We start from the raw sequence: 24089 nt of genomic DNA, 5'->3' as shown, positions 1-24089 counted from the left end.
TACCTAACATGCCATGACACACTCTTCTCACAACTACATCTAACAACTAACAACTACACACCTACTCCGGCATTCCCACCAGCGGTAGCAGTACATGAAAGGTTGTTCCCTCACCTTCTTTGGTATCAAACCATATCTTACCATTGGCTTTTTCTACTATGCCTTTGCAAATAGCAAGACCTAATCCTGTACCTGAAGTTTTAGTTGTGAAGTTGGGCGTAAAGATCTTATCATGTTTTTCTGCTGGTATGCCCATACCCGAGTCTGTTATAGATATCTTCAACTTGTTCCCTTCTTTATGTTCATCAATTGAAATGATTACCTCATCATTTTCAGATGATGCCTCCACTGCATTCTGAAGCAGGTTGGTAAACAAGCGATGCACCTGGTTCCTGTCGGCACTAATAAGCGCAGGTTTTTTAAGTGCATTCCAACGTATCTCTACCTTCTCGTTGGTGCTGTATAAATTCACCAGCGATGCAAGCACTTCATGTACATCAAAGTCTTCCACCTTTACCTGGCCAATATTAGCAAACTGCGAAAAGTCGGATGCGATCTTTGCCAGTTGATCTATTTGTTCTACCAATGTATTTGCCACCTTTTGCGATAGCTTTTCTACATCAGGATTTTTCTCTTGTATACTCCGCTGCAGGTACTGTATGCTAAGCTTCATCGGCGTAAGTGGGTTCTTGATCTCGTGAGCTACCTGCCGCGCCATTTCTCTCCACGCTCCTTCCCGCTCACTCTTAGCCAATGCATGTGCACTCTCTTCCAGTTTGCGCACCATCTTATTGTATTCATTAACCAAGGCGCCTATTTCATCATTAGTGCGCCAATCTATTTCTTCATTTGCTTTACCAAGATTAACCTCCTGCATTTTGCTACTGATAAGTGAAAAAGAGCGAGTGATACGATTGGTAACAAGGAAAGCAATTGCACCTGCAAACACAAAAATGAAAGCATTCAGGTTGATGAGCGTCACAAGGAAATTAGATATCTCCTGGTCCAGCTCAGCCTCAGAACTCAAGTAAGGAACATTGAGGTAAGCATACGGCATACCAGTACCATCAGTCACTGGTGTGTAAATGCTCATGAACTCAAAGCTGCCGATGTTTTCTTTTTGAATTACCTGTATTTCTTTCCGGTAATGCAGTTTATAATAAGCTTTGGGCTCCATCAAAGAGCTAACTACCTTCTTGCGATGTATATAAGGTTGCGTAGATACTTTAAGTTCACCCGAGAGGTCATAGAAGTTCACATCAATACCATGTATTTCGGCTATATCATTTATAACACGCTCCAGCTGGTCACGTGGTCCCAGGTCGTATAGCTTAATACCATCATCAAACATGGCATGCGTAGCTACCTGGTGTTTGATCTCATTTGCCATCATGTTGATGGTCTTCACCAGCCGCTGCCGGTTGTTCTTATCAAAACGATCTACATAAAAAGCAATGGTGGCAGCTGCTATCACCACAAAAGAAAATACACTGATGAATATAATGGTTGCTTGTATCTGGCTCCTGATATTAAGCCGGAGGTTTTCAATAATCCTGTTCCACCTAAATCTTGATTTAATCAAAAACTGAACACCATGAAATATGACTATAATGAACAGGAATGTACCGAACAGGTAAGCAAATAAAGTGACTGCCTGGTAGGTAAGCGTTGTTGATTTTACAATGACCACCACTTTACCATTACCTGCATTGTGCCATAGTTCGCTAAAGCCATTTCTTCTTCTTTCTTCAAAATCTTTTTTCGGGTACTCGCTTCTGCTTATGCTCGATACGAAGCCATAATCACCTGAATGAAGAACTATATTACCTCGATTATAAACAGCGTATGCACTGGTGATTTCATAATCAGCTGAATTATCTCTTACCTGCTTGAACAGCTCCGGGTACAGCGTTTCATGCTTGTATTTTTTCGGATTGGCCACTACGAAAAAATAGCCCAACGTATCACCTTCAAAACTTCTTACAACTTTAAAGTAGAAGTAACTGAACTTGTCAAAGGCATTCTCGTGGTAATATATATCTGGTGATGTAGTCCTGCGGCTTTGGTTGGTTAGGTTATTCTGCATCACCTCGAATGGAAGCGATTCATCGTTGAACAATTCTTTAGTTGAACTATCGTAGGTGTATACCCGCGTATCATACTTATTGAGGTAGCCGGAAAAGTTTTCCTTGATCAGGCTGTCCTTTAGGTTCTTATTCTCCTGCTCATTGTAGAACCTATGAAAGTTGGGCGCTAAAAGGAAATTGCTGAAGTTACCAATGCCTATATTCAAAAGACTTTCGGAAGATGGATCAGCCTGGGACGCTAATTTCTTTGCATGTGTTTCGCGTTCTGCTAACTCTTTATCCCTGCTTTCGTAAATGATAAGTGCAGAAATACTGGCAGCAAAGATCATTAACCATAAAAGAAAGAATGGCGAACGCATCAGTGGTATGTAAATGTCTTCGCGCCTGAACTCCATAATGAGCGTGAACAGCAGCAGCCATGCAAGCACCATAAGATGCGTGGTGACAGCCTGGTTCTCCATCTTCACAGTAAGAAATAAAAGACCTGCAATGGCTATGGCTAAATACTTTTGATAAGCAGGAACCTTCTTGCATTTATAAGCGTGCAGCAACAACAGTTGACTGATGTTGAAAAAGCACAGCATGATAAAACACAGGGTAATAAAACTGATAAGCGAGTTGATATTTAGCCGGAAGAAATTGGCTACATCAAAAGAAATTTTTGAATCAACAATAAGGCTACGCACCACTCCCGAAGCTGTGAAAGAAACGATGACAAGTAACAGTGAAACAAGGATGGTTACATTCCTCGCACGCTTACCTGTGTAAGGCGACAACTGGCGCAGGTACTTTATAGAGGTGTAACGAACAAAGCTAAGTATCCAAAACAGGAGGAGCATATTTATCAACAGGTCACCCAAGGAAGGGTGAAACATATTGGAAGCATATATGCCGGGGTCAAAAAGGTCGAGCCGCCGGTAGTGAAACGGAAACGAGAAAAAGTAACTGATCAGCCTCAACGAAACCACCACGCTCACCAGGAAGGCTATCCCAGTTCTCCAACCTTTAACACGAGAAACATCAAAGGCAACCATATTGATGAATACCAAAAGGAAACAGATAGACAGCACCTTGCACAGCAGCGACCATATCCCCGGAATAGTTTTCCTTACCTGTTCCTTCACTTTCAATCCAAACAAGGGTTTGCCATCGCCATTCTTGATGGTTATACTGCCACCCTTATTCACGAACTCGTAATTTTTACCGCCAGTGCCTAAAGCAGGAAAATTAGTCGACAGGTATTTATTGTTCATGAAGTAATTCCACCGCAGCGGAATCATTCCAGCTACGATCACCGCTCTCCCACCGGCTCTGGTAGTTCTTTTTACAAATTCAAATTCACCATTAGCATGCTCTACCAGGTGCTTTCCATCAGGAAGATCGAGATCGGATGGTTGCGGAGCTGCTTTATTATTATTCCAAAATGTTATGAGAGGATTGCCGATATCATTTAGTGTGTATACATACAGGTAAGTTTCCTGCTCTGCATAAGAAACATATTTGAAGGTAGGTTCAGGCAATTCGTCTTCCAGTACCACAGCACGCAGCGCAGCAGTGTCCGAAGCAAACCTTTCAAATGCCTGTTCTTTTTCTACCAGGTACCTGGTAAAGGTTTCCCTTATACTTGCAGGTGATTTTTTAATAGACCATGATGCAGAAAAAAATAAAGAAAGGACATACAACCACAGGCTAATGATGGCCAGGTATCTGTTCTTGTAAAAACTTCTTCTTAAAGTTTCCTTCACTTGGGTCTTTTGTTTTTAATGGAGTTCCATATCTCATCCATTTCCTGCAGAGTCATGTTGGCAAGGTTGCGGCCGTGGGCTTTTGCCTCTTCTTCCATTGAAGTAAAGCGATGAATAAATTTCTTGTTCGTTTTTTCTAAAACGCCTTCGGCGTCTATTTGCAAAAACCGTGCATAATTTATTAAGCTGAACATTACATCACCAAACTCTTCTTCTACATGTGATTGGTCTCCACTGGCAACAGCTTCGTGTAATTCGCCTATCTCCTCCTCTACCTTTTTCCATACATCTTCTTTGTTATCCCATTCAAAGCCTACCTGGCGTGCCTTATCCTGTATGCGTGTGGCCTTAACCATAGCAGGCAATGATGGCGGCACTCCACTAAGCACCGACTTCTTGCCTTCTTTCATTTTCAGTTGCTCCCAATTCTTCTTTACATCTTCCTCGTCATTCACTTTTACATCACCGTATATATGCGGATGCCTTGCAACCAGCTTATCGCTTATTCCTTCCAGCACATCTTCTAGTGTAAAGTGCCCTTGCTCACTGCCAATCTTTGCATAAAAGATCATATGTAGCATCAGGTCGCCAAGCTCTTCCTTTATCCCTTTCCAATCTTGTGTAGTGATCGCGTCAGCTAGTTCATAAGTCTCTTCTAACGTTAGTGGACGCAGTGTATCTATTGTTTGCTTTTTATCCCACGGGCATTGCTCCCTCAGTTCATCCATGATCTTCACTAATCTCAAAAAACTATTCTCAACACTCATATGCATTTTTTATACTGTAAACAATGAAACAACGAAGTAAGTAAGAAACAGGAAACCCATCACTACCGAACAGATGATCCATAACAACAGGTACTTTAGAAAAGTCTTTTTAGTGCTTTGCATATAAAAGACTTTCATAGACCGGTATATATACCACAACATGTAAAAAACAAAAAATGTGGCCAGGTAGTCAACCCAGCCAAAATATGCAACACCATCTAACTTCTCTAACAGCAACTGGATAAAGATGAAGATATACATAGCACAGTACAGGTGAACCGTGAAAATGCCATGATCAGCATAATAGTACTGCTTGCGCCTGAAATATAACAACTGGAGGATAAGTGCAAAAATGGGAAGCGACACAAACATGATCTGCGGGAAGTAATGCATGAATTTGTCTAACGCTACGCTCAAATAACCATCTGCATTGGCGCCATATTTCTGTTGCACTTCCAGTTGTTTCAATTCAAACTTTCGCTTCACCCAATTATCCCTCTTTTCTTTTGGAAGTGTTTGTTGAATGGAGTCATAGGCAGCTTCTGAAGTGAATTGCTTTTTCTTTGATGAGAGCAACAATTCTCTATCGCGGTAATAGTTCAGAAGGTGTAATGCAGTAGTATCCCTTTGCAATTGCTCAAGGTCTTCATTTATTTTTTGCAACTGTTGTTGCTTTATAATACCACTTGCAGATAAGCGGGTTGAACTGTCTTTTAGTTGTTTCTGTAAACGCTGCTGCTGGTTAAGTAATACCTGGCGTATATCAGCTGCGGTGCTTGCTTCACTGCCTTTATCCAGTAAGTTCTTTGTATTGATGAATGAGAAGAAAAATATAAAAAAGAACGCAGACGTGAACACGTACATCTTTATCGGGTTCAGGTAACTGTTCCTTCTGCCCATCATATACTGCCGCGAAAGAAAACCAGGCTTTAGCAAAAGATATTTTACAGTACTGAAGAACTTACCATCGAAGTGCGTGATGTCGTAAACAAAATGTGTAACCAGGTGCCAGAAGGTTTCTTTAGGTTCTGTATTCTCCTGGCCACAAATGCTACAGTACCTGCCATTCACTATTGCACCACAGTTTAAGCAATCATTTTCCTTCCGTTGAGGCCTGTGCGACACGCTGTTAAAATTTGGCTAAATGTACATACAAAACCTATTGCCCTATAAGCTGCTTCCGCCCTATGTTTTTTCCTTAACAGTTGAGCGGCTATTTTTGAAGGGTTCAAAATAAATACATGAAGAAACTTCTCTGTGCGTTGTTGTTGGTATCATCTGTAAATGCATACAGCCAATATTATTATTCTGATATACTTGGTACCAAACAAACAAACCAACAATATCAACTTATGCATTCAAGCCAGGTAAAGCGGGTATCTGCTACCGGTTTTGAATCCAATAACCAACCAACCAAAGATTTCTTACTGGAACAACAGGTAGCTAATAATGGCCAGCAGATCATCACACGTTCAGCTACCATTGGTACCGGCGAGTCTTTATTTACCAGTACTTACAAAGATGGTCGTATAAGCAGAACTTACGATAGCAGCGCGCATGCCATCAACACGGTAGATTATACATATGATGCACAAGGACGGTTGGTGGCTACACATGCCACCAGCAAAGACTTTGATGGTAAATTCTCCAGCACCGAATCGCACTTGTGGAGCTACAACGAAAACGGGTTGCCTCAGCAAATGCTTAAAGTGAAGAATGGCGCAGATACCACTTATGTTACTTTTAAACTTGATGGACAGAATAACGTAAGCGAAGAGATCTGGAAGAAAAAGAACCGCACTTTAGAGACCTACTATTATTATTACGATCAGCAGCGCCTTACAGATATTGTTCGTTTCAACCGTAAGGCAAACCAACACCTTCCAGATTATATTTTTGAATATGATGCCAATGGCCGTATTGCTCAAATGATACAAAGGCAGGCAACCAGCGCCAACTACTTGGTATACCGCTATGTATACAACGACCGCGGTCTAAAAGAAAAAGAGCAAGTTTATAATAAAGCGAAAGAATATTTAGGAAAAGTAGAATATACTTACCAATAAAAAAATGAGGCTGAGAAGCCTCATTTTTTTTTCTTCTCATTTCAAGGCAACTTTGCGCCTTGCTTGCTGCCGGTTTACTATTTTTCTTTATCTAAAAAATTCTGCAACAATGAGAGTTATACACCAGGTACATCCCGAAGATTTTGCACGTTATAATACGCAGCAGATCCGGGACAAATTCTTACTGAACAATCTTGTACAACAAGATGCCATCATTCAAACCTATACCCATTACGATCGTATGATGTGCGGTGTAGCTTTTCCTGTAACCAAACCCATTGAACTGGTTACTTACGATCAGTTGAAAAGCGAGTACTTCCTGGAGCGCCGCGAGGTGGGCATCATCAATATAGCAGGCACAGGAACAGTACAGGTAGATGGTGAAAAATATACCATGAACAGGCTTGACTGTTTATATGTTGGTAAAGGAAAAAAGGAGGTGGTTTTTAGCAGCAACAATGCAGAAGAACCTGCAAAGTTTGTGTTGATCAGTTGCCCGGCACATAAAGAACACCCTGTCCAGTTGATGCATCCTGCTGATGCTACTCCTACAGAACTGGGAACAGCGGAAACCGCCAATCACCGCGTGATCAATAAGTATATTCATGCTGATGGTTTGAAGAGTTGCCAACTAGTTATGGGTCTTACGAACTTTAAGCCTGGCAGTCTTTGGAATACAATGCCGGCGCATACACATGATCGTCGTAGCGAAGTGTACTTCTACTTCAACTTGCCGGAGAACCAGCGCGTGATCCACTTTATGGGTGAAGCAGAAGAAACCCGACATATGTTTGTGGCCAATGAAGAAGCAATTGTTTCACCGGCCTGGAGCATACACTCTGGTGTAGCTACAGCCAGCTATAGCTTTATATGGGCAATGGCCGGAGAAAACCTTTCATTTACCGACATGGATTTCATTGACATCAAAACCCTTAAATAATCCTCATGATCAATTTTCGTGTAGATAATAAACTGGCTTTAGTAACCGGGTGTAGCCGTGGTATTGGTAAAGCAATGGCGGTAGCACTTGCTGAAGCAGGTGCTGATATCATTGGTGTTAGCCATTCAATGCCTGCATCGGGCAGCGATGTAGAAAAAGAAGTGATTGCTGCAGGTAAAAAGTTTTACCCTTACCAGTGCGACTTTAGCAACCGCGAGTCGTTGTATGCTTTTATTGAAAAGGTAAATGCTGATCACCCGGTGATAGATATACTGGTGAACAATGCAGGTAATATTTTGCGTAAGCCTGTAGCAGAACACCCGGATGAATATTGGGATACGATCATAAACATAAACCTGAATTCTCAATTTGTACTTACAAGAGAAATAGGTAAAAAAATGCTGGAGCGTAAAGAAGGGAAGATTGTTTTCACTGCTTCTTTGCTCAGCTTCCAGGGCGGCATCAATGTTCCGGGATATGCAGCCAGCAAGGGTGCTATTGCTTCATTACTGAAAGCTTTTGCTAACGAATGGGCGCAACATGGTATTAACGTAAATGGTATTGCACCAGGTTATATTTCTACGGATAATACTGAGCAGCTGCGCAACGATCCTGATAGAAGTGCTTCTATACTTTCAAGGATTCCTGCAGGCCGCTGGGGTACTGCTGAAGACATAGCCGGCGCTACTGTCTTTCTTTCATCACCGGCATCTGATTATATAAATGGAACCATACTCACAGTAGATGGTGGATGGATGGGAAGATAATTCTCTATACAAGTACTTATTGAAAATAAAGATGCCTGCAGCACAAACTGCAGGCATTTACATGTATAATAGAGGGAATTTATTTTGGTTCTATATCTGCATCGGCAAGATGCGTAGGCGGTATAGGTGCAGGAACCAAATTATGTACCGGCTTGGTTGATTTCAAATAAGCAAAGATTGCTTTCAGGTCATCATCAGTTGCTTTGCTAAAGTTCTGCCACGGCATAGGCGGAAGCATGGGGCGGGAATTTTCTATGCCTTTATATTTTCCTTCGCGCATAGCTTTCAGAAATTGCTTCTCTGTCCAATTACCAACACCTGTTTCATCGCTGGTAAGGTTGGCGGCAAAAGAAGTACCCCAAGGGCCAACATAGGCAGTAGTAAGATGATTAAATAATACCCATGTCTTCAGGTCTTCTTTGTGTACCTGCCCCACAGGTATCTCAGATGGATGCCCTGACAAACGTTTAGCCATATCAAGTTCAGGTCCTTTAGGTCCAAAAACTTTAGGTGTGTGGCAATCGTCGCAGCCCATTATAGTAACCAGGTATTCTCCATGTTTTACCATACTATCCATTGGCACACCTTTACTATTTACAGCTACAGTTTCGTTTTGGCTGTTGCATGAGAGCATGAGTGCACTTCCTGTTACCAGCAGCAACAAAATGCTGATCGAGATTCTTTTCATTGTTTTGGTTTATGTTGTTTACAGTATGTTGTTGATTGATACGTCTTCGCTTAAATCATCACCTGATAACATAATCAGGATAGTGAAAAAGTGATCCATCAGTTGGAAGAATTTGTCGATCATGGCAATGTGTATTAGTTGTTTTGGTTGTGGTACGGGAAGTGTGATAGCCTTTGTTGGAAGTTCTACCAACAGGTGAAGCAGGTAATTTTGTGCAACCGTTACTTTTTAAAATGATGATCGCTTACCTGCTATCCCTGTGTTAGAAAACCATTTCAGGCTCATTGGTTTTTACTTTCTGTATAAGATCTTGTTTTACCTGGAAGAATGATTTACTCCAAATGATCTCGAAATTTTCTAGAGATGCTTTTGTTTCTTTCACATCCATTGTACGTTTTTTGCCACCTGCCAGCACTGCCAGCTTTAAGTTTGTGGTGATGAATTTTCCTCTCATTGCATTAAGTTTTTTATTGTTTTTGTTTTGATTTGATATTGCAAAAATGCAGTGAGAAAAGAAGGTTCACAATCGCATAACAAGGTGAAAAAAAGTGGGACAACCGGTGGTGCAAATGCTGTTTAAACGAATGTTACACGCTTTATCATCTATTGTTACCGCTCATCTTCAATTAGCCCCTGAAAAGCTGCACATTTCACCACATAAAGATGTGATTTGGTGATGCAAAAAATATTTACCACGTTCAAGTATTAGATTTGTACCCCCTACATGAGAGGCATCTTCATTATACTCCTAACACTCTTAACCCAGGCTTGCTACGCACAGCAGGGTTTTGCATTTACACAAATTACTACCGACGATGGATTGGGACTAGCCAGCAATGTTGTCTCGAGCTTATACCAGGATGAAAAAGGTTTTATATGGGTAGGTACAGCCAATGGGCTGCAACGATTTGACGGCAGTAAATTCATACAATTTACCGAGTCGAGGAAAAGTGTAGACAGGCTACCTAATACAGATATTTCGCAAATAATTCCCGCCGATAGCGGAAAGCTTTTCCTTGCTATGTCAGCCAGGCGTGAGTTTGGAATTTTTAATCCTGCAGATTTTACATTTAAAATAATTCCACTTAAAACCGCTACCGCACTACCACCCCGCGCAGAGTTCCGGTTATGGAAAAGTTCTACCGGCGAGATATATGTGAACGTGCTGCGCTATGGAGTACTTCGTTATAATAAGCGGACACAGGAATTTGTAGATGATCATCCATTTGATTTTCCTCCAGGATGGCTGCCAAGTGTAGCCGGTGTACACGACGACCCGGTAAAGCAACAAGTATGGTTTACTACGCAGAACGGGCTATGCGTGTACGACAGGCGCAGCAAGCAAATGTGGTCAAAGCTCAATAACCCTCAGAAGCTTCCTTTATTAGAACATCCATTATTAGGAGATAATACAACCGAGATCTTTATTGACAAGCAGAGAAGGATATGGGTGTTTGGATGGCAAGTATGGGGCGGTGGCGGACAAAAGAAATTGGTTTTTGACAGCACCGGTAAATTCCTTGCAAACGATACGTTGGGCCTGAACTTCCATACGGGTGAATACACAGAATATCACAAATTCTTAGAAACAAGTGGCGGAAACCTGTGGATCTATGGCTTGAAAGTCTTGCTGAATTACGACAACAATTCAAAGAGGTTTTTCTTCAACAGGAGCACTACAGACAACAATGGCATCAACATACAGTACGATGTAGTGAACCAGATAGTGGAAGACAAAGATGGAAGTTTATGGTTGGCCACCGACAAAGGATTATTCTATACTTCGTATGGTTCAGGCTTCTTTTCTGTTATCAACCTCATATTCAGCAACCAGGCTGAAGCCACTAACCTGACAGATATACTGGAGATGCCAAATGGTGATTACTGGTTCACATCATGGGGGCAGGGAGTACGAGTGATAGATAAAACCATGAAGAAAAAGCAGCATGATATTTACCGGCAAAAGCCACCAAAATCATGGACACCTGCAGAAGTAAATAATACGCTGCTTACATGGAATATGTGCCGCGAAAGCAGCACCGGTAAAATTTGGATCGGTTGCAATGGTGGCGTACTGGTAGTACATGATCCGGCTAAAAATTCTACTGAATACCTGGCACCGCCGGAATTCAACCAAAGCACCATCCGTTATATAGTACAAGATAAAAAAGGAACCATCTGGTTTAGTACACAGGGCGGCCGCCTGATAAGCTGGAACGGTAAAGAGTTCAGTGTAAAAAAGGAGATCGGCACCATCATCTACAAAGTACTGGTAGATAAACAAGGATGGCTGTGGCTTGCTACTCACGAAAAAGGATTGATGGCTGTTGACCCTGCCACAGGAAATACACTGCAGCATTACACCCATGGAACCGGTGAAAATAAATTGTACAGCAATACAGGCAACGACGTTGAATTACTCAATGACAGCACCATTGTTTTTGGTGCAGGTGCTTTAAACTTCATCAATAAAATAACAGGCAAGGTAGAAGTACTGTCGTATGAAGATGGTCTTCCATCTAATACAGTTAAAAGGATACGGACCGACTTCAAAGGGTACTTATGGGTAGTAACTGCAAATGGATTGTGCAGGTACAATCCCAACAACAGGCGCATTACACCGTATGGCAGAAAAGATGGGATTGTAATGGCTGAACAAACCTCATCTGCAGATTATGTAACGAGTAAGAACCAATTGATCTTTGCTGGCAATAATGCTGTCTTATTTTTTGACCCGGAGATATTTACCAGCACTCAACCTCCTCCTACTGTTTCTATTACTGACTTTAAGTTATTCAACACGTTTGTGCCTGTTGACTCTTTACTTCAATTGAACGAGGTTAAGCTAGCGCACGACCAGAATTCGATCAGCATCTATTTTGCTTCACTCAGCTACCGGCAGCGCGACAAGCTTACCTACTATTACAAAATGGAAGGACTGGACAAGCAGTGGGTAAAAGCAGACAGATCGTACTACGTAAACTATTCGCAGTTACCGCCCGGCAGGTACACTTTTAAGGTCTTTTGCGAAAACATTGAAGGCATGCGTTCACAAGAAATTACCACGATGCAAATCTTTGTTCGTTCGCCGTTCTGGAGAACCTGGTGGTTTTATAGCTCCATTCTATTCACCATTATCTTGTTGATTTACGCCATACACGATTTACGTGTAAACAAGCTGCTGGCTGTAGAAAAAATACGAACACGTGTGGCCCGCGATCTTCACGACGATATGGGTAGTACCCTTAGCACCATTAACATTCTTAGCTCGATGGCTAAAAGTAAAATAGCCACCGACACTGTTAAAACCAGTGAATACATAACCAAAATAAGCGACAACAGCCAGCGGATGATGGAGGCTATGGATGATATTGTTTGGAGTATAAAACCAACCAATGACAGCATGCAGAAGATAACGGCACGCATGCGTGAGTTTGCTACCAATGTATTGGAAGCAAAAGAAATGGACATGGATTTTATGATCGACGACCAGGTATACGAGGTGAAACTGAATATGGAAGCACGTCGCGATTTCTTCCTCATTTTTAAAGAAGCTGTGAACAATGCTGCGAAATATAGTAAAGCCGGTAAGGTTACTGTTCATGTTACACTAGAAAATAACAAGCTGGCATTATTGGTAAAAGATGATGGAAGAGGCTTTGTGGTAAAGGATGCAGATGGTGGAAATGGCCTTGGAAATATGCAGAAGCGAGCTGACAATGTGAACGGCAAGATCAATATTAAATCATCACCTGGAGAAGGAACAACCGTGAAATTGGTTATGCCATTACAATAGCCGTTTCCGATTAAACTAACAACCCCCGGAACTATAAATATGAACCGTTTCTTAAGCCAGAAATTCAGGTTTTATTCTTTTCTCTTATAGCATTGCTATTGTTTGTGCATGGCTACAACTTAAATGAAACATACCTCACGCCTTATAGCCTGGTAAAGGAGCGACTGACTTTTACCACTTTCATCGAATACTTTTTAGCCAATGGTGCTTTACGTTTTCGCATTCCACTCTTGTTTATCATATCGGGCTATATATATGCCTTGCAGGATAATAAACCCTATGCGCAAAGAATTGCAAAGCGGTTCAACACGCTAATCATTCCTTTCTTTATCTGGAGTGCCGTAGGCATGTTGATTACTTATTTATGGCAGCAGCACCCGGTAACGGCACAAGCTGTTTACGATGCACAACTCGATCAACTGGGGGATAACAGGCCGTATAGCGAAATGACATGGGAGCAGCTGTTCATTCGGTTTATATACCGTCCTCCATCCTTCCAGCTGTGGTTTATCAGGAGTTTGTTTTTCTACAACCTGCTATACCCATTTTTCAGGTGGGCAGTTACCAAATATCCTGTTATATGGTTCTCCATAGCATTCATAGGTTGGTACTCTATGACTACTTTTTTGTTTTTAGAAGCGCAGGGAATCTTCTTTTTTACCCTTGGCATATGGATCTGCAAAACCGAATTTCCAATAGAAAAAAAGCCTGAATGGTTCAGCCATTTTCTTGGATGGTTATTCTTTATCGGGATTAGTATCATCAAAACTTTTATGGCTTTTGAGCTGGAGCCAGACCATATTGAAACCCGCTATATTCTTACGACGCTGCACCTGGTTAGTGTAGTTTCCGGCATCATCGTTATCTGGTTTGGAGGCGATGCACTGGTGAAATTTTTTATGCACAAAAGATGGTTTCTGTGGTCAGTATCTTTTGCTTTTATCATTTATGCGCTTCACGTTCCACTCACACACTATCTAACGCGTCTTGCTTTCTTGTACGTAAAAGGATTTGCCTACTACCGGCTACTCACCTACCTGGTTGTTCCTGTGTTGGTGTTGTTTATCTGCATGGGTGTTGGTGCACTATTACGAGCAGCATTCCCACGTTTTTATAGAATAGCTACTGGTGGCAGAGGTTTCTAAAGACTTCCTCTTCCCGATGCTAATGACAGCACGAACCGTTACTTTTGCCACCCATGTGGAAAGAATTTAATAACACCTTGAAGATCGCAGGGCCTATCATTATTGGCAACCTGTCGCAGGTAGGACTGGGACTGATAGATAGTGCAATGATTGGTGCTATTGATTACCGGCAGCTGGCTGCATCTTCGCTGGTGATAAATGTGCTGGCGATACCGCAGGTATTTGGTATTGGTATTACCATGGCTATATCACCATTAGTGGCCATGGCCAATGGAAGGAAAGATATTCATACAGCATCGCGGGTGGTATACAATGGTGTTTTACTTTCTACTATAGCTGCCTGTATCATAGCTATTGGAATGGTGTTAGGGCAGCGTATGCTTTTTCATTTAGGACAAGATGCAGAAGTCGCTTTTTTTGCTCGTGATTATTATGTGGTGATGGCTTGGTCTCTCATCCCGATGATGATCTATATAGCCGTAAAACAATTTGCGGATGCACTTGAATTCACCAGGACAGCAATGATCCTTTCCATCTTATCGTTACCGCTCAATGCTTTTCTAAACTGGATCTTTATCTATGGCCAATTTGGTGTCCCAAGACTGGAGCTCTATGGAGCAGGTATAGCTACACTTATCACACGTATTCTGATTGCTGTACTACTGATCATTATTATCCTGAAGCATCGCACTTTCAGGCCTTATATACAAGTGCGGCACCAGGCATGGAAGCTTAATAAAAAACTTTGGAAAGAACTGCTAAACCTGGGAGTGCCAAGCAGTCTTCAGTACGGTATGGAAGCAGGTGCCTTTTCAGTTTCAGGAATCATGATAGGCTGGTTAGGTGCCACTGCACAGGCCGCACACCAGATAGCGCTGAACCTAGCTTCTACTACTTTCATGGCTGCACTGGGTTTATCTCTGGCTGGCTCTATAAGAGTAGCAAATGCCTTTGGCAGGTACGATAAAATTGGCTTACGAAACATTGGCAAAAGCACCATAGCAGGCGGCCTTGGTTATGGAACCATCTGCGCATTGTTATTTATACTGCTGCAGAATGTTCTACCGGGCTTTTTTACCAACGACAACAATGTGGCTATGGTAGCGTCTTCCCTGCTTATTTATGCTGCCTTATTCCAGATCTCTGATGCTACACAGGCTATAGGCGTAGGTCTATTGCGCGGAATAAAAGATGTGACCATGCCTACCATTTATGTAGCCATTGCCTATTGGATTATTGGTATACCGGTAGGTTATTTATTAGCCTTCCACTTGAAATTAGAAGCTGCAGGTATATGGTTAGGATTTGTTTGCGGGCTAACGATTTCTTCTGTACTACTTAATGCAAGATTTCTTCATAAAACAAAATTGCAATAACAACAAAGGCTGCTTTGTTTGAAGCAGCCTTATATCAAATAACAACAGAAAAACTAGTCATCCTTTTTCACCTTCACCTTTCCATCGTCCACTTTTACTTTTGTATCACCATCCTTAATTTTCATATCTCCATCGGCTTCTACTTTTTTCTTATAGTCACCATCCTTAACTTTCATATCGCCGTCCTCATCTACTTTCAATTTGTAGTCGCCATCCTTCACTTTTAGATCACCGTCGGCTTCCGCTTTTACTTTATAATCACCATTTTTATATACATAATCTTCATCGCCTGTATACCTAAACATGCCGCTACCATCGCGTGTAATATTGTTGTTTACCACCCTTCCTGTTCTTCCATAAAATGTATCACGCGTTTCAGGATCTACATATAAATACACTGCTTTGCGTGTATCAGCATTTACCATGTAACCTTTTTCCTGGTCTTTTTCAACAGTGATTTTTTGTCCTGAATTAAGATCAACAAATTCACCGGTAGCATCTTTACAACCCCATAATACTGTTCCTCCAAGGGCTGCAACAATTAAAAAGTTTTTCATAATGATGTTTAAATCAGCATTAAAACTTTCATGCCATTATAGAAAAAATGATGTAGTAAACCCGCTGTTAATGAAGGCACTACAGTAAAAACAGGCTGCAAAAACTGCAGCATAAACTTGAAAATTTTACAGCTTCTTCATTTAGAAAATGAAAATATTTCAGTTATGCTGCGCTGGCATTTTGCTTGATTTACTGGTGTTGAAAATTCTAAAATTAACTACTAAAAAAGGAGGCATTATGACACTCATGAAAAGAAACGGCAACATGGCTCACAGCATGCCATCTTTGTTTGATGACTTCTTTACTAGAGACTTGTTCGACTGGAGGTCATCTAATTTCTCAAACACCAACACCACTGTTCCTGCGGTGAATGTAAAAGAAACTGCAGATACTTTTGAAGTGGAAATGGCTGCTCCCGGAATGAACAAAGAAGATTTTAAAGTAGAACTGGACAACAACATTCTGACCATTAGCAGCGAGATGAAGAAAGAGCACGAAGAGAAGGAAGGTGAAAAATATACCAGGAAGGAGTTTAGTTACCAGTCGTTCCAGCGCAGCTTTACACTTTCTAAGGACGTGGTGGACAGTGAGAATATCATAGCGAAATATGAGAATGGCGTACTAAGACTTTCCATTCCAAAGAAGGAAGAAGTGAAGCAGAAACCTGCTCGCCTCATCAACATTTCTTAAGCTTACAAGGGCTGGTTTTCCAGCCCTTAATTTTTTATTTAAAGCTTGATTTACAAGAATATTGTTAACCATAACTGCATCATTGACTGAATATTCTATCATGCCAGCACTCATTTCAATGGCATCATTTTTTTGTTCCTTTTGCTTAAACTACTACTATGGATAAGTTAGAATTAAAAGGAAAATGGAATGAACTCAAGGGTAAGATCAAGCAAGAACATGGAGATCTTACTGACGATGATCTGCGTTACGAAGAAGGTAAAGATGATGAGCTGTTTGGCAGGCTGCAGCAGAAGCTTGGCAAAACTAAAGACGAGGTTGTGGCTTGGATCCGTTCTTTAGGTTAATCATCATAAAGATCAACTATGAGTATAGTAAACAAAGATGCTTCTTATTCGCACCACACAATGGCACCAGATGGTAATGTGCCAAACAACCTGTCGCTGCCAGTACTGTACTACAAACATGTGCTGCAGTCAGATGCAGGCGAACAAGCCATAAAAAATCTTTTCTCGGAGAACGGCTGGAAAGACTCATGGACAGGCGACATCTATACCTATCACCACTATCATAGTACAGCACATGAAGTGCTGGCTGTATTAAGTGGCAACTGTATGGTGGAGTTAGGTGGTGATGATGGCAATATTCAAAAGGTGCAGCAAGGAGATGTGCTGGTACTACCTGCCGGTGTAGCTCATAAAAATGTAGGAGCCAGCGCAGATTTCAAATGTATTGGCGCATACCCGGAAGGCCAGCAATACGACATGAACTATTGCAAACCTGAAGAACTTGAAGCGGCAGTAGAAAACATCAGCAAAGTTCCGCTACCGGCAAAAGATCCTGTATTTGGAGAACAAGGAGCATTGGTAGAATTGTGGAGACATGAAGAAAGTGAAAAATTTGCCGATCACGAACGGCAGTTTTAAGATTGGGTTGATACAATAACAAAAGGCGTCTTAGTAATAAGGCGCCTTTTAATTTTCTACCAGGTAAGCTGATAGTTCCAGATTTGTTATAAGGCCAAAACTTACTGAATGGGTAATGGCTTCGCTGCTATGCTCAAAGTGACAAACCGGTACTCCTGCTGCTTCTATTTTCTCTATCAGCTCACGCACGTTGGTCAGGTTCTTTTCATATACATGGCGCAGGTATACGCTATGAATCCTATCTGGAAAATGCTCCACTATCTTAGCATAAATCACAGGATCCATCTGCGAATCGTCTCCCAATAAAATAAATTTCTGAACAGGATATGCTTCCAGAATACGCGCTATCCGCATAAACTTTGTTGCGTGTTTATTAGCACCTGTTTTGAATACCTGGTAAAACTTCTTTACCTGGCTTAGCAAAAAGACTCCTTCCGGCAGGTCATTCTTCCTGATGAATTCTTTAATGAAATCATACAGGTTCCACTCGCTGCTCGAAACATAAAAGAAAGGATTGGGCTGACCATTTCCTGCATGAGCATTAGCTAGTAAACGGTAATGTTTTACAACACCTTCAAAAGGTTTCCTGCTATGCGCATTTTTGGTAAACAACACATACAGCTTCCTGAAAAAGGTTGCTGAATGTGATACCAGGAAAGTATCATCTATATCGGAAACAAAAGCATATTGATTGGTATGAGGAACTATAATATGACCTGGTGCAGTAGCAATAACAGGTGAGCCGCTTCCATCTTTACGCAGTTGTACCTGCACCGTATGAAGCCCTGGTGGCAATACTTTTTCCGTATGCCAATCCAGCCTGAAAAAACCATCCGTTGCTGTAGTTGTTTCTATTAATTTACCTCCAGCCTCTAAAGTAACCGTAGCACCACGCACCGGCACCACCATAAAACTGCGTAGCAATGCAAGTGTGTTCGTCCAAAAGTTTTTACGATAGCGCTTCCGTGGTAGCGGGCTCAGGCTAAATACATGCCCAAAAAGTATCATCTCGTTCCTGCTTCCATAGCCATGGTACACTTTTAATACTTTGTCGTCTGTAAGGCGCAACAGGTGCAGGAACTTCTTCCTGATCTTTTGCCAGAGAGATAATTTTCGTTCATGATTATTGATAGAAACTTCATTCATACGCTATAACTTTTATTGCAAATGCAAGAAGGCCCACATAAATATTTGTTCGTTATTAACCCCATTTCAGGTGGAAGGGAAAAAGGCGAATTTGAACCTACCATTCGTGCTTATTTTGAAAACCTCCCTCACACTATAGAATTTTACAATCTTACAGGCAAAAATGATGCACAGCAACTCACTGCCAAACTCGTGAAAATGCAACCGCATAAAGTGATTGCTGTAGGTGGAGATGGTACAGTATCCATGGTTGCCAAAACCTTGCTTAGTACAGGTATTCAAATGGGTATTATACCAGCAGGTTCAGCAAACGGTATGGCCCGCGAACTAAACATACCCATTGCATTGAATGATGCTTTGAAAATAGTTGAAACGGGAGTGATTAAAAAAGCGGATGTCATCAGCATCAACAACCAGGTGTGCCTGCACCTAAGCGATATTGGCTTGAATGCACGCCTCATCAAATACTTTGAAGAAGGGAATACACGTGGTAAACTGGGTTATGCAAAAGTTGCTATAAAAACGCTGCTGCGTAAAACCTACATGCAGCTTATCATTGAAACGCAGGGAAAGCAACTAAAGCGAAATGCATTCATGGTTGTGCTTGCCAATGCAAGTAAATATGGTACAGGTGCAGTTATCAATCCTGAAGGCGATCTTTATGATGGTTTATTTGAAGTAGTCATTATTAGGAAACTTCCGCTTTCCGAGTTGTTCAAAATGTGGTTCCGTCCACGGCCTTTTAATCCGGAAAATATAGAAGTGATACACGCTGAATCGGTGCACATAAAAACACCTAAACGTGTTCACTTCCAGGTGGATGGTGAATACCTTGGAAAGGTGAAATCTGTTTCCGCAGAGATACTTCCTGGGCAACTTCACATTCTTCTTCCACCAGATCCGAATGATGCAGATGATAAAGACAATAAGTAGCGCATTGAGGAATTAATTCCACGCGGTCTTTTATATTGCAGCTCATCTTTTCATATGAGTTTGTTTTACCTGCTTAGCAAGTTTGTCAATTTCTTTTTAGCACCAGCACATTGGATCATCATTTTGCTGGTCATTACTTTCTTCATCAAAAAGCAACATGTAAAGAAGCGGCTTCAAATAGCAGCCTTCATCTTGTTCATCGTCTTTAGCAACCAAGCTCTTTTTTCTGTAGTTGCAAATGCATGGCAACCACCCAAAGCAGCACTGGAAGACTCTGCTGGATTTAGTGCCGGTATACTCTTAGGAGGTTTATCTCAATCAGACCGCAATGGCAATGGCTTCTTTAATGATGCATCAGACAGGTTCATCCAAACCGTGCAACTGTACCATAGAGGCATAATAAAAAAGGTGCTGATAACAGGTGCCACTTTAGGTTCAGATGAGCCACCAGAAGCGGACTACCTGCTGCCGGAGTTGGTAAACGCCGGCGTGCGAGCCGAAGATGTAATAGTAGAGAACAGGGCAATGAACACCCATCAAAATGCGGTATTCAGCAAACAAAAATTGCTGCAACTGCAGCTACCTCCACCTTATGTAGTTATCACTTCAGCCTTTCATGTACCACGTACAAAAAAGGTTTTTGAACATGCTAATGTTGAGGCTATCATGTATCCTTCTAATTACCTGGCGGTAGATAAAACACCTGCACTCACAGATATACTTATACCGCAGGTAAAAACACTTGACACCTGGAGGTTATTGATAAAAGAATTTGTTGGTGTTTTAGGATATAAGCTTACGAATAAAGCCTGAGTTTTTACTTCACCCACTCAAAGTCTTCCGTCTTAACTAGTTTACCAAAAGTAGCAGCCACTACATCAGTAGGAACAGTAAGCTTACGACGCTGCGTATCTATCCATGCTCCATCTACATTTATGATGGCAGCCAGCGTTTCCTTATCCTTTACTATGTGGTGGCGAATGCTCCAGCGACTAAAGCTTTCGCTAGCTTTGCTCAACTGCAGGTTGATGGTTACATCATCACCAAAGCGTATCTCTCTTCTGAAAATACATTCTTCCCTAAACAGAATAGGACCAAGATGATTGGCCAACAGCACTTTTTCATCTAAACCAAACTGCGTGAAAAAAGACATCCGGATAAAAGCACCAAAGTCGTAGTATACAGAATGACGAATATGAAAATTAGGATCAAGATCGCTCCAGCGTATGTCCAGCGGCAATATGTATGGTTCAGGCATAAAGTATAGCTTGTATAGTAAAAAATAAAGAGCACAAAGATGCATATCTTAAGCTTATACCGTGACAACCTTTTTTAATTCTTGAAAGCTGAAGTGGCATCATTATTTTTGACGCCAATAAACAACAACATATGTCTGTTGCAGAAAAACTCGCAAAAATGAAAGAAGAAAAAGCAGCCGCCAACCTGAAAGCAGGTGAAGAATTTCTAGAAAAAAATAAAGAGCGCCCTGAAGTAAAAACCACCAGCAGTGGTTTGCAATACGAGATACTTAAAGAATCAGGAAATACAGAAAAACCGAGAGCTACCAGTACGGTAAAATGCCATTACCATGGCACATTAATTAACGGTACCGTATTCGACAGCTCAAAGGTCCGTAATCAACCTGCTTCCTTTCCTCTTAACATGGTGATCCGCGGATGGACCGAAGGCTTACAATTGATGAGCGTTGGAGACACGTATCGTTTCTTCCTTCATCCATCACTTGCTTATGGCGACCGCAGTGCAGGTGCACACATTCAACCATTCAGCACTTTGATATTCGATGTAGAATTGTTAGAGATTAAATAAGATCTAAAGGGAAGCAGATTACCTACTGCTTCCTTTTAATTGCTAGCATATTCCTTTAATACCTCCTACTAACTATTCTTCTTTCTAACAGCACCATCCATAAAGCAACAAGGATGCATGCTATTGAACTACGGGCACAGCTCTTACTTATTTTCTCTTAGTTAGAAAATGAAAACCGGTTCCGGCAACAAGACTTACAAATAACACCAGCCACCAAAGCGCTGCAAAGGAATATTGATCAGCTACAAAACCTCCTACAGATGGAGCAGCAACTTGTGCAGTACCCCACGCCATAGTATACAAGGCTGCATATTGTCCCCTGTTGTGATCACTACTCCGGCTTATCCAATACGTGTTCATAAATGGCATAGAAAGCATTTCGCCTACAGTAATAACCAGCACCGAAAGAAGCGCCAGCAGGAATTGTCCTTCCAATAAATTATAAAGCCCGTACGAAATCCCAACCAGCCACACCCCATACTTTATAAACCGCAATGGAGATGGTGACTTTTCAATTCTATATACAAGCACCATTTCGATGAAAGCGATGATAAGGCCGTTGATAGCCATTAAAGTTCCAATCAGTTTTTCAGTCAACCCCAGCTCCTGCTTCAGGTATACTGGCAGTATGGTGAACATCTGGAAAAAACAAAAAGCAAACAAGATGGTAAGGAAAATGAAGACGAGGTAAGGCTTGTCTTTATAAGCAGAAATAGCTGCAGGCTTCACTACTTCTTTTCCTGTTGCAGGTTGTTGTCTTACGGGTGCAGGCAAAACAAAGAACAACAAGATACCAGCAGAGATGTTAGTTAGGCCATCTACCCAAAATAGCAAGTGATAACTGGTAGCTGCCAAAAATCCTCCCAGTGCACCACCAAATGCCCAACCGAGGTTAATAGCTAAACGGTTTAAAGAATAAGAACGGGTTCGGTTGGCGGTGTTACTGTAATAGGCAATAGCAGTTGAATTAGCAGGCCTGAAGCTTTCGTTGATCACGCTAAGTACAAAAGTACCTGCTGCCAGTAAAGGAAAAGTGGTAAGATAGCCTACGACAATAAACATCAACCCGCCACCAAACAAAGCAAACAACTGCACTTTATGAAAACCAATTGCATCTGTTAATCTTCCACCTATAAATGCACCTACTATAGCTCCTGCACCAAATAAAGCCATTATAATACCTGCCTCCGTTATAGAAAAACCCAACCGCTGCGTTGCATACATGGTCATAAAAGGAACCACCATGGTGCCACTCCTGTTAATAAGAATCACCAGGCTCAGGTACCATGTTTGTCTACTCAAACCCTGGTAAGCTTGTTTATACAGCAGTAAGAAAGGAAGCATCAATCAAAATTCAGTAGAATAAGCGAAAGCATTGTTCAAACATAAAAAACGTTCCTGCTTTATTTACGGGTGTTGGCGTAAAAGCCTATTTACTACATGGGGCACCACGAAAAAAGAAGCTGGAAATATATAAAGAGATGGAGGTTGTAAAGCAACAATTAACCACCGATGATACAACAGAGGTCTCTGAAAAGAAGCTGAAAGATCTACAGCAGCGGGCATTTCTGATAGACCAACATTATTATACAACATTCCCTTGAACCTATTTAGCGGCCTACCTGGTCATACAAAATGCTTCTTTCCTTTCAGTACACGAACTTTAATAATATTACCAAAGTATGTTTCCTGTGATGCAGAATAGGGCACTGGGAAAAGTGCTGAAGGCTACTATTAGCTCAAGAAATGTAAAAAAATTACCTTGATCAGCATGAGCAAAAAAAAGAGGCATAGAAAAATATCTATGCCTCTTACTGTATATTGGTTTTCCACTAGTATCTGCCATCTTTTTTATCCTTAGAACGGCCTAAAACATATCCACCGGCTGCTCCTACTACACCGCCAATAATGGCTCCTTTAGTTTTGTTCTTACTGATGATCGCACCTACCACTGCACCTGAAGCACCACCAATTGCGGTTCCTTGTGCAGCTTTGCTCCAACCTTCTTTTTTAGCTGGCTGAGGAGCGGTGGCTACATCTCCAGTTCCTGCGCCGGTACCTGTTCCTGTGCCTACACCTGCATCTGAGGTAGATGTACCAGGACCTAGATCAGGATTGGTAGAAGCCGGTACCTGGTTCCTGTGAGAACTCTGCCTAACAGGGTTAGAAGATCTTGCTACAGTACGCTTAGGTGCTGGCGCTGGTGCGGCTGCTACAGCACGTTTTTTTGCTGGAGCTTCGCGGTAAACAATAACTGGTGCTGGCTGCGGTTGTTCTATTCGCTCTGCCTGAACAGGTACTTCATTTACACCCTGCATTTCAAAAGCGGCTTGTTGTTCTTTCCAGCTGTTGAAGGCTGCAAGGCCTGAAGTATCTGGTTGTTGAGTGGTTGCCACTGAAGTTGTTTCAGTGGTTGCAGGGTTACTACATGCTGCAAAAAAAGCAGCTATAGAAAGAGAAAGTATAAGTTTTTTCATAACTGGTGATTTGATGTTTTTGCGTTGTGTTTTATACTGTTTAAGACCATAATGCTTTCCCTGAGTTTAGATGAGGAGAAGCCATTAACATAGTTTTACAAGTTCCTTTTTCAATCATCGCCGACCATAAAAAAAGCCCCTTTGCAGGGGCTTAT

22 protein-coding genes are annotated in these 24089 nt (G+C 41.6%); 12 read left to right on the top strand and 10 right to left on the bottom strand.

Translation table 11 applies throughout. From position 1 onward, the window contains the following. Positions 1-61: 61 nt before the first annotated feature. Genes J4N22_RS20230 through J4N22_RS17320 form a run of 3 tightly spaced genes read right to left on the bottom strand, consistent with a single transcriptional unit; the run spans position 62 to position 5724 of the window. Positions 62-3832 carry an ATP-binding protein gene (locus tag J4N22_RS20230; RefSeq protein ID WP_207496729.1) on the bottom strand — a complete coding sequence of 1257 codons (3771 nt, stop codon included), beginning with the start codon at positions 3830-3832 and terminating at the stop codon, positions 62-64. After that, positions 3829-4599 carry a nucleoside triphosphate pyrophosphohydrolase gene (gene mazG, locus J4N22_RS17325; protein ID WP_207496728.1) on the bottom strand — a complete coding sequence of 257 codons (771 nt, stop codon included), beginning with the start codon at positions 4597-4599 and terminating at the stop codon, positions 3829-3831. The genes J4N22_RS20230 and mazG overlap by 4 nt, the downstream gene beginning before the upstream one ends. 9 nt (positions 4600-4608) lie before the next feature. After that, entirely contained in the window at positions 4609-5724 is a 1116-nt protein-coding gene (locus J4N22_RS17320) for a DUF3667 domain-containing protein (protein ID WP_207496727.1), read from the bottom strand. A gap of 116 nt (positions 5725-5840) precedes the next feature. Here J4N22_RS17320 and J4N22_RS17315 point away from each other — a divergent pair, with 116 nt between their 5' ends. The 3 genes from J4N22_RS17315 to J4N22_RS17305 all read left to right on the top strand — a co-directional run bounded on the left by J4N22_RS17315 (position 5841) and on the right by J4N22_RS17305 (position 8372). Beyond that, on the top strand, positions 5841-6665 hold the full coding sequence (locus J4N22_RS17315) for a hypothetical protein (protein ID WP_207496726.1): 825 nt from the start codon (positions 5841-5843) through the stop codon (positions 6663-6665). A gap of 109 nt (positions 6666-6774) precedes the next feature. Then, the gene (kduI, locus tag J4N22_RS17310; protein WP_207496725.1) at positions 6775-7605 is read left to right on the top strand and encodes a 5-dehydro-4-deoxy-D-glucuronate isomerase; all 831 of its coding nucleotides are present in this window, start codon (positions 6775-6777) and stop codon (positions 7603-7605) included. A gap of 5 nt (positions 7606-7610) precedes the next feature. Further along, positions 7611-8372 carry an SDR family oxidoreductase gene (locus tag J4N22_RS17305; protein ID WP_207496724.1) on the top strand — a complete coding sequence of 254 codons (762 nt, stop codon included), beginning with the start codon at positions 7611-7613 and terminating at the stop codon, positions 8370-8372. A 79-nt stretch (positions 8373-8451) separates the two neighbouring features. On the opposite strand, the gene J4N22_RS17300 is transcribed toward J4N22_RS17305, so the two are convergent. Further along, a complete protein-coding gene (locus J4N22_RS17300; protein ID WP_207496723.1) occupies positions 8452-9060 on the bottom strand; it encodes a c-type cytochrome in 609 nt (202 codons plus the stop codon). A gap of 262 nt (positions 9061-9322) precedes the next feature. Next, positions 9323-9514 (bottom strand): hypothetical protein, encoded by a 192-nt coding sequence (locus tag J4N22_RS17295; RefSeq protein WP_207496722.1) that lies wholly within the window; start codon positions 9512-9514, stop codon positions 9323-9325. 270 nt (positions 9515-9784) lie between these two features. On the opposite strand from J4N22_RS17295, the gene J4N22_RS17290 reads away from it, so the two are divergent. The 3 genes from J4N22_RS17290 to J4N22_RS17280 all read left to right on the top strand — a co-directional run bounded on the left by J4N22_RS17290 (position 9785) and on the right by J4N22_RS17280 (position 15377). Beyond that, on the top strand, positions 9785-12856 hold the full coding sequence (locus J4N22_RS17290) for a ligand-binding sensor domain-containing protein (RefSeq protein WP_207496721.1): 3072 nt from the start codon (positions 9785-9787) through the stop codon (positions 12854-12856). A 104-nt stretch (positions 12857-12960) separates the two neighbouring features. Continuing rightward, positions 12961-14001 (top strand): acyltransferase family protein, encoded by a 1041-nt coding sequence (locus J4N22_RS17285; RefSeq protein WP_207496720.1) that lies wholly within the window; start codon positions 12961-12963, stop codon positions 13999-14001. A 53-nt stretch (positions 14002-14054) separates the two neighbouring features. Continuing rightward, positions 14055-15377: an MATE family efflux transporter gene (locus J4N22_RS17280; RefSeq protein WP_207496719.1), complete on the top strand. Its 1323-nt coding sequence runs from the start codon at positions 14055-14057 to the stop codon at positions 15375-15377. 53 nt (positions 15378-15430) lie between these two features. Here the strand turns inward: J4N22_RS17280 and J4N22_RS17275 are convergent, their stop codons facing one another. After that, positions 15431-15934: a hypothetical protein gene (locus J4N22_RS17275; protein ID WP_207496718.1), complete on the bottom strand. Its 504-nt coding sequence runs from the start codon at positions 15932-15934 to the stop codon at positions 15431-15433. Positions 15935-16172: 238 nt separating this feature from the next. Here J4N22_RS17275 and J4N22_RS17270 point away from each other — a divergent pair, with 238 nt between their 5' ends. The 3 genes from J4N22_RS17270 (at position 16173) to J4N22_RS17260 (ending at position 17551) form a co-directional block, all read left to right on the top strand. Next, positions 16173-16625: an Hsp20/alpha crystallin family protein gene (locus J4N22_RS17270; RefSeq protein WP_207496717.1), complete on the top strand. Its 453-nt coding sequence runs from the start codon at positions 16173-16175 to the stop codon at positions 16623-16625. 158 nt (positions 16626-16783) lie between these two features. Continuing rightward, positions 16784-16972, top strand: coding sequence for a CsbD family protein (locus tag J4N22_RS17265; protein WP_207496716.1), 189 nt, complete (start codon positions 16784-16786; stop codon positions 16970-16972). A gap of 18 nt (positions 16973-16990) precedes the next feature. Further along, positions 16991-17551, top strand: coding sequence for a cupin domain-containing protein (locus J4N22_RS17260; RefSeq protein ID WP_207496715.1), 561 nt, complete (start codon positions 16991-16993; stop codon positions 17549-17551). A 48-nt stretch (positions 17552-17599) separates the two neighbouring features. Here J4N22_RS17260 and J4N22_RS17255 read toward each other — a convergent pair whose 3' ends face one another. Beyond that, positions 17600-18697 carry an App1 family protein phosphatidate phosphatase gene (locus tag J4N22_RS17255; RefSeq protein ID WP_207496714.1) on the bottom strand — a complete coding sequence of 366 codons (1098 nt, stop codon included), beginning with the start codon at positions 18695-18697 and terminating at the stop codon, positions 17600-17602. A gap of 21 nt (positions 18698-18718) precedes the next feature. On the opposite strand from J4N22_RS17255, the gene J4N22_RS17250 reads away from it, so the two are divergent. Together J4N22_RS17250 and J4N22_RS17245 are read left to right on the top strand one after the other, a co-directional pair. Further along, entirely contained in the window at positions 18719-19630 is a 912-nt protein-coding gene (locus tag J4N22_RS17250; protein WP_207496713.1) for a diacylglycerol/lipid kinase family protein, read from the top strand. 54 nt (positions 19631-19684) lie between these two features. Then, positions 19685-20443: a YdcF family protein gene (locus tag J4N22_RS17245; RefSeq protein ID WP_207496712.1), complete on the top strand. Its 759-nt coding sequence runs from the start codon at positions 19685-19687 to the stop codon at positions 20441-20443. A gap of 4 nt (positions 20444-20447) precedes the next feature. Here the strand turns inward: J4N22_RS17245 and J4N22_RS17240 are convergent, their stop codons facing one another. Then, entirely contained in the window at positions 20448-20888 is a 441-nt protein-coding gene (locus tag J4N22_RS17240) for an acyl-CoA thioesterase (protein ID WP_207496711.1), read from the bottom strand. Positions 20889-20986: 98 nt separating this feature from the next. On the opposite strand from J4N22_RS17240, the gene bamJ reads away from it, so the two are divergent. Next, positions 20987-21457 carry a BamJ family beta-barrel-assembly machinery protein gene (gene bamJ / locus J4N22_RS17235; protein WP_483413486.1) on the top strand — a complete coding sequence of 157 codons (471 nt, stop codon included), beginning with the start codon at positions 20987-20989 and terminating at the stop codon, positions 21455-21457. Positions 21458-21604: 147 nt separating this feature from the next. Here bamJ and J4N22_RS17230 read toward each other — a convergent pair whose 3' ends face one another. After that, positions 21605-22801 (bottom strand): MDR family MFS transporter, encoded by a 1197-nt coding sequence (locus J4N22_RS17230; RefSeq protein ID WP_207496709.1) that lies wholly within the window; start codon positions 22799-22801, stop codon positions 21605-21607. Between the two features lie 488 nt (positions 22802-23289). Further along, positions 23290-23934 carry a YMGG-like glycine zipper-containing protein gene (locus J4N22_RS17225; RefSeq protein WP_207496708.1) on the bottom strand — a complete coding sequence of 215 codons (645 nt, stop codon included), beginning with the start codon at positions 23932-23934 and terminating at the stop codon, positions 23290-23292. Positions 23935-24089: the final 155 nt, after the last annotated feature.

This window comes from Aridibaculum aurantiacum (assembly GCF_017355875.1).
GTDB classification, from domain to species: domain Bacteria; phylum Bacteroidota; class Bacteroidia; order Chitinophagales; family Chitinophagaceae; genus Segetibacter; species Segetibacter aurantiacus.
This window is presented reverse-complemented; position numbering and strand designations above follow the sequence as displayed.

Excerpts from the sequence above, each read along its gene's own strand:
- J4N22_RS17250 (WP_207496713.1), top strand. The coding sequence starts at position 18,719 with ATGCAAGAAGGCCCACATAAATATTTGTTCGTTATTAACCCCATTTCA.
- J4N22_RS17240 (WP_207496711.1), bottom strand. The coding sequence starts at position 20,888 with ATGCCTGAACCATACATATTGCCGCTGGACATACGCTGGAGCGATCTT.
- J4N22_RS17275 (WP_207496718.1), bottom strand. The coding sequence starts at position 15,934 with ATGAAAAACTTTTTAATTGTTGCAGCCCTTGGAGGAACAGTATTATGG.
- kduI (WP_207496725.1), top strand. The coding sequence starts at position 6,775 with ATGAGAGTTATACACCAGGTACATCCCGAAGATTTTGCACGTTATAAT.
- J4N22_RS17305 (WP_207496724.1), top strand. The coding sequence starts at position 7,611 with ATGATCAATTTTCGTGTAGATAATAAACTGGCTTTAGTAACCGGGTGT.
- J4N22_RS17300 (WP_207496723.1), bottom strand. The coding sequence starts at position 9,060 with ATGAAAAGAATCTCGATCAGCATTTTGTTGCTGCTGGTAACAGGAAGT.
- J4N22_RS17265 (WP_207496716.1), top strand. The coding sequence starts at position 16,784 with ATGGATAAGTTAGAATTAAAAGGAAAATGGAATGAACTCAAGGGTAAG.
- J4N22_RS17270 (WP_207496717.1), top strand. The coding sequence starts at position 16,173 with ATGACACTCATGAAAAGAAACGGCAACATGGCTCACAGCATGCCATCT.
- J4N22_RS17260 (WP_207496715.1), top strand. The coding sequence starts at position 16,991 with ATGAGTATAGTAAACAAAGATGCTTCTTATTCGCACCACACAATGGCA.
- J4N22_RS17290 (WP_207496721.1), top strand. The coding sequence starts at position 9,785 with ATGAGAGGCATCTTCATTATACTCCTAACACTCTTAACCCAGGCTTGC.
- J4N22_RS17280 (WP_207496719.1), top strand. The coding sequence starts at position 14,055 with ATGTGGAAAGAATTTAATAACACCTTGAAGATCGCAGGGCCTATCATT.
- J4N22_RS17230 (WP_207496709.1), bottom strand. The coding sequence starts at position 22,801 with ATGCTTCCTTTCTTACTGCTGTATAAACAAGCTTACCAGGGTTTGAGT.
- J4N22_RS17225 (WP_207496708.1), bottom strand. The coding sequence starts at position 23,934 with ATGAAAAAACTTATACTTTCTCTTTCTATAGCTGCTTTTTTTGCAGCA.
- J4N22_RS17245 (WP_207496712.1), top strand. The coding sequence starts at position 19,685 with ATGAGTTTGTTTTACCTGCTTAGCAAGTTTGTCAATTTCTTTTTAGCA.
- J4N22_RS17315 (WP_207496726.1), top strand. The coding sequence starts at position 5,841 with ATGAAGAAACTTCTCTGTGCGTTGTTGTTGGTATCATCTGTAAATGCA.
- J4N22_RS17295 (WP_207496722.1), bottom strand. The coding sequence starts at position 9,514 with ATGAGAGGAAAATTCATCACCACAAACTTAAAGCTGGCAGTGCTGGCA.
- mazG (WP_207496728.1), bottom strand. The coding sequence starts at position 4,599 with ATGAGTGTTGAGAATAGTTTTTTGAGATTAGTGAAGATCATGGATGAA.
- J4N22_RS17255 (WP_207496714.1), bottom strand. The coding sequence starts at position 18,697 with ATGAATGAAGTTTCTATCAATAATCATGAACGAAAATTATCTCTCTGG.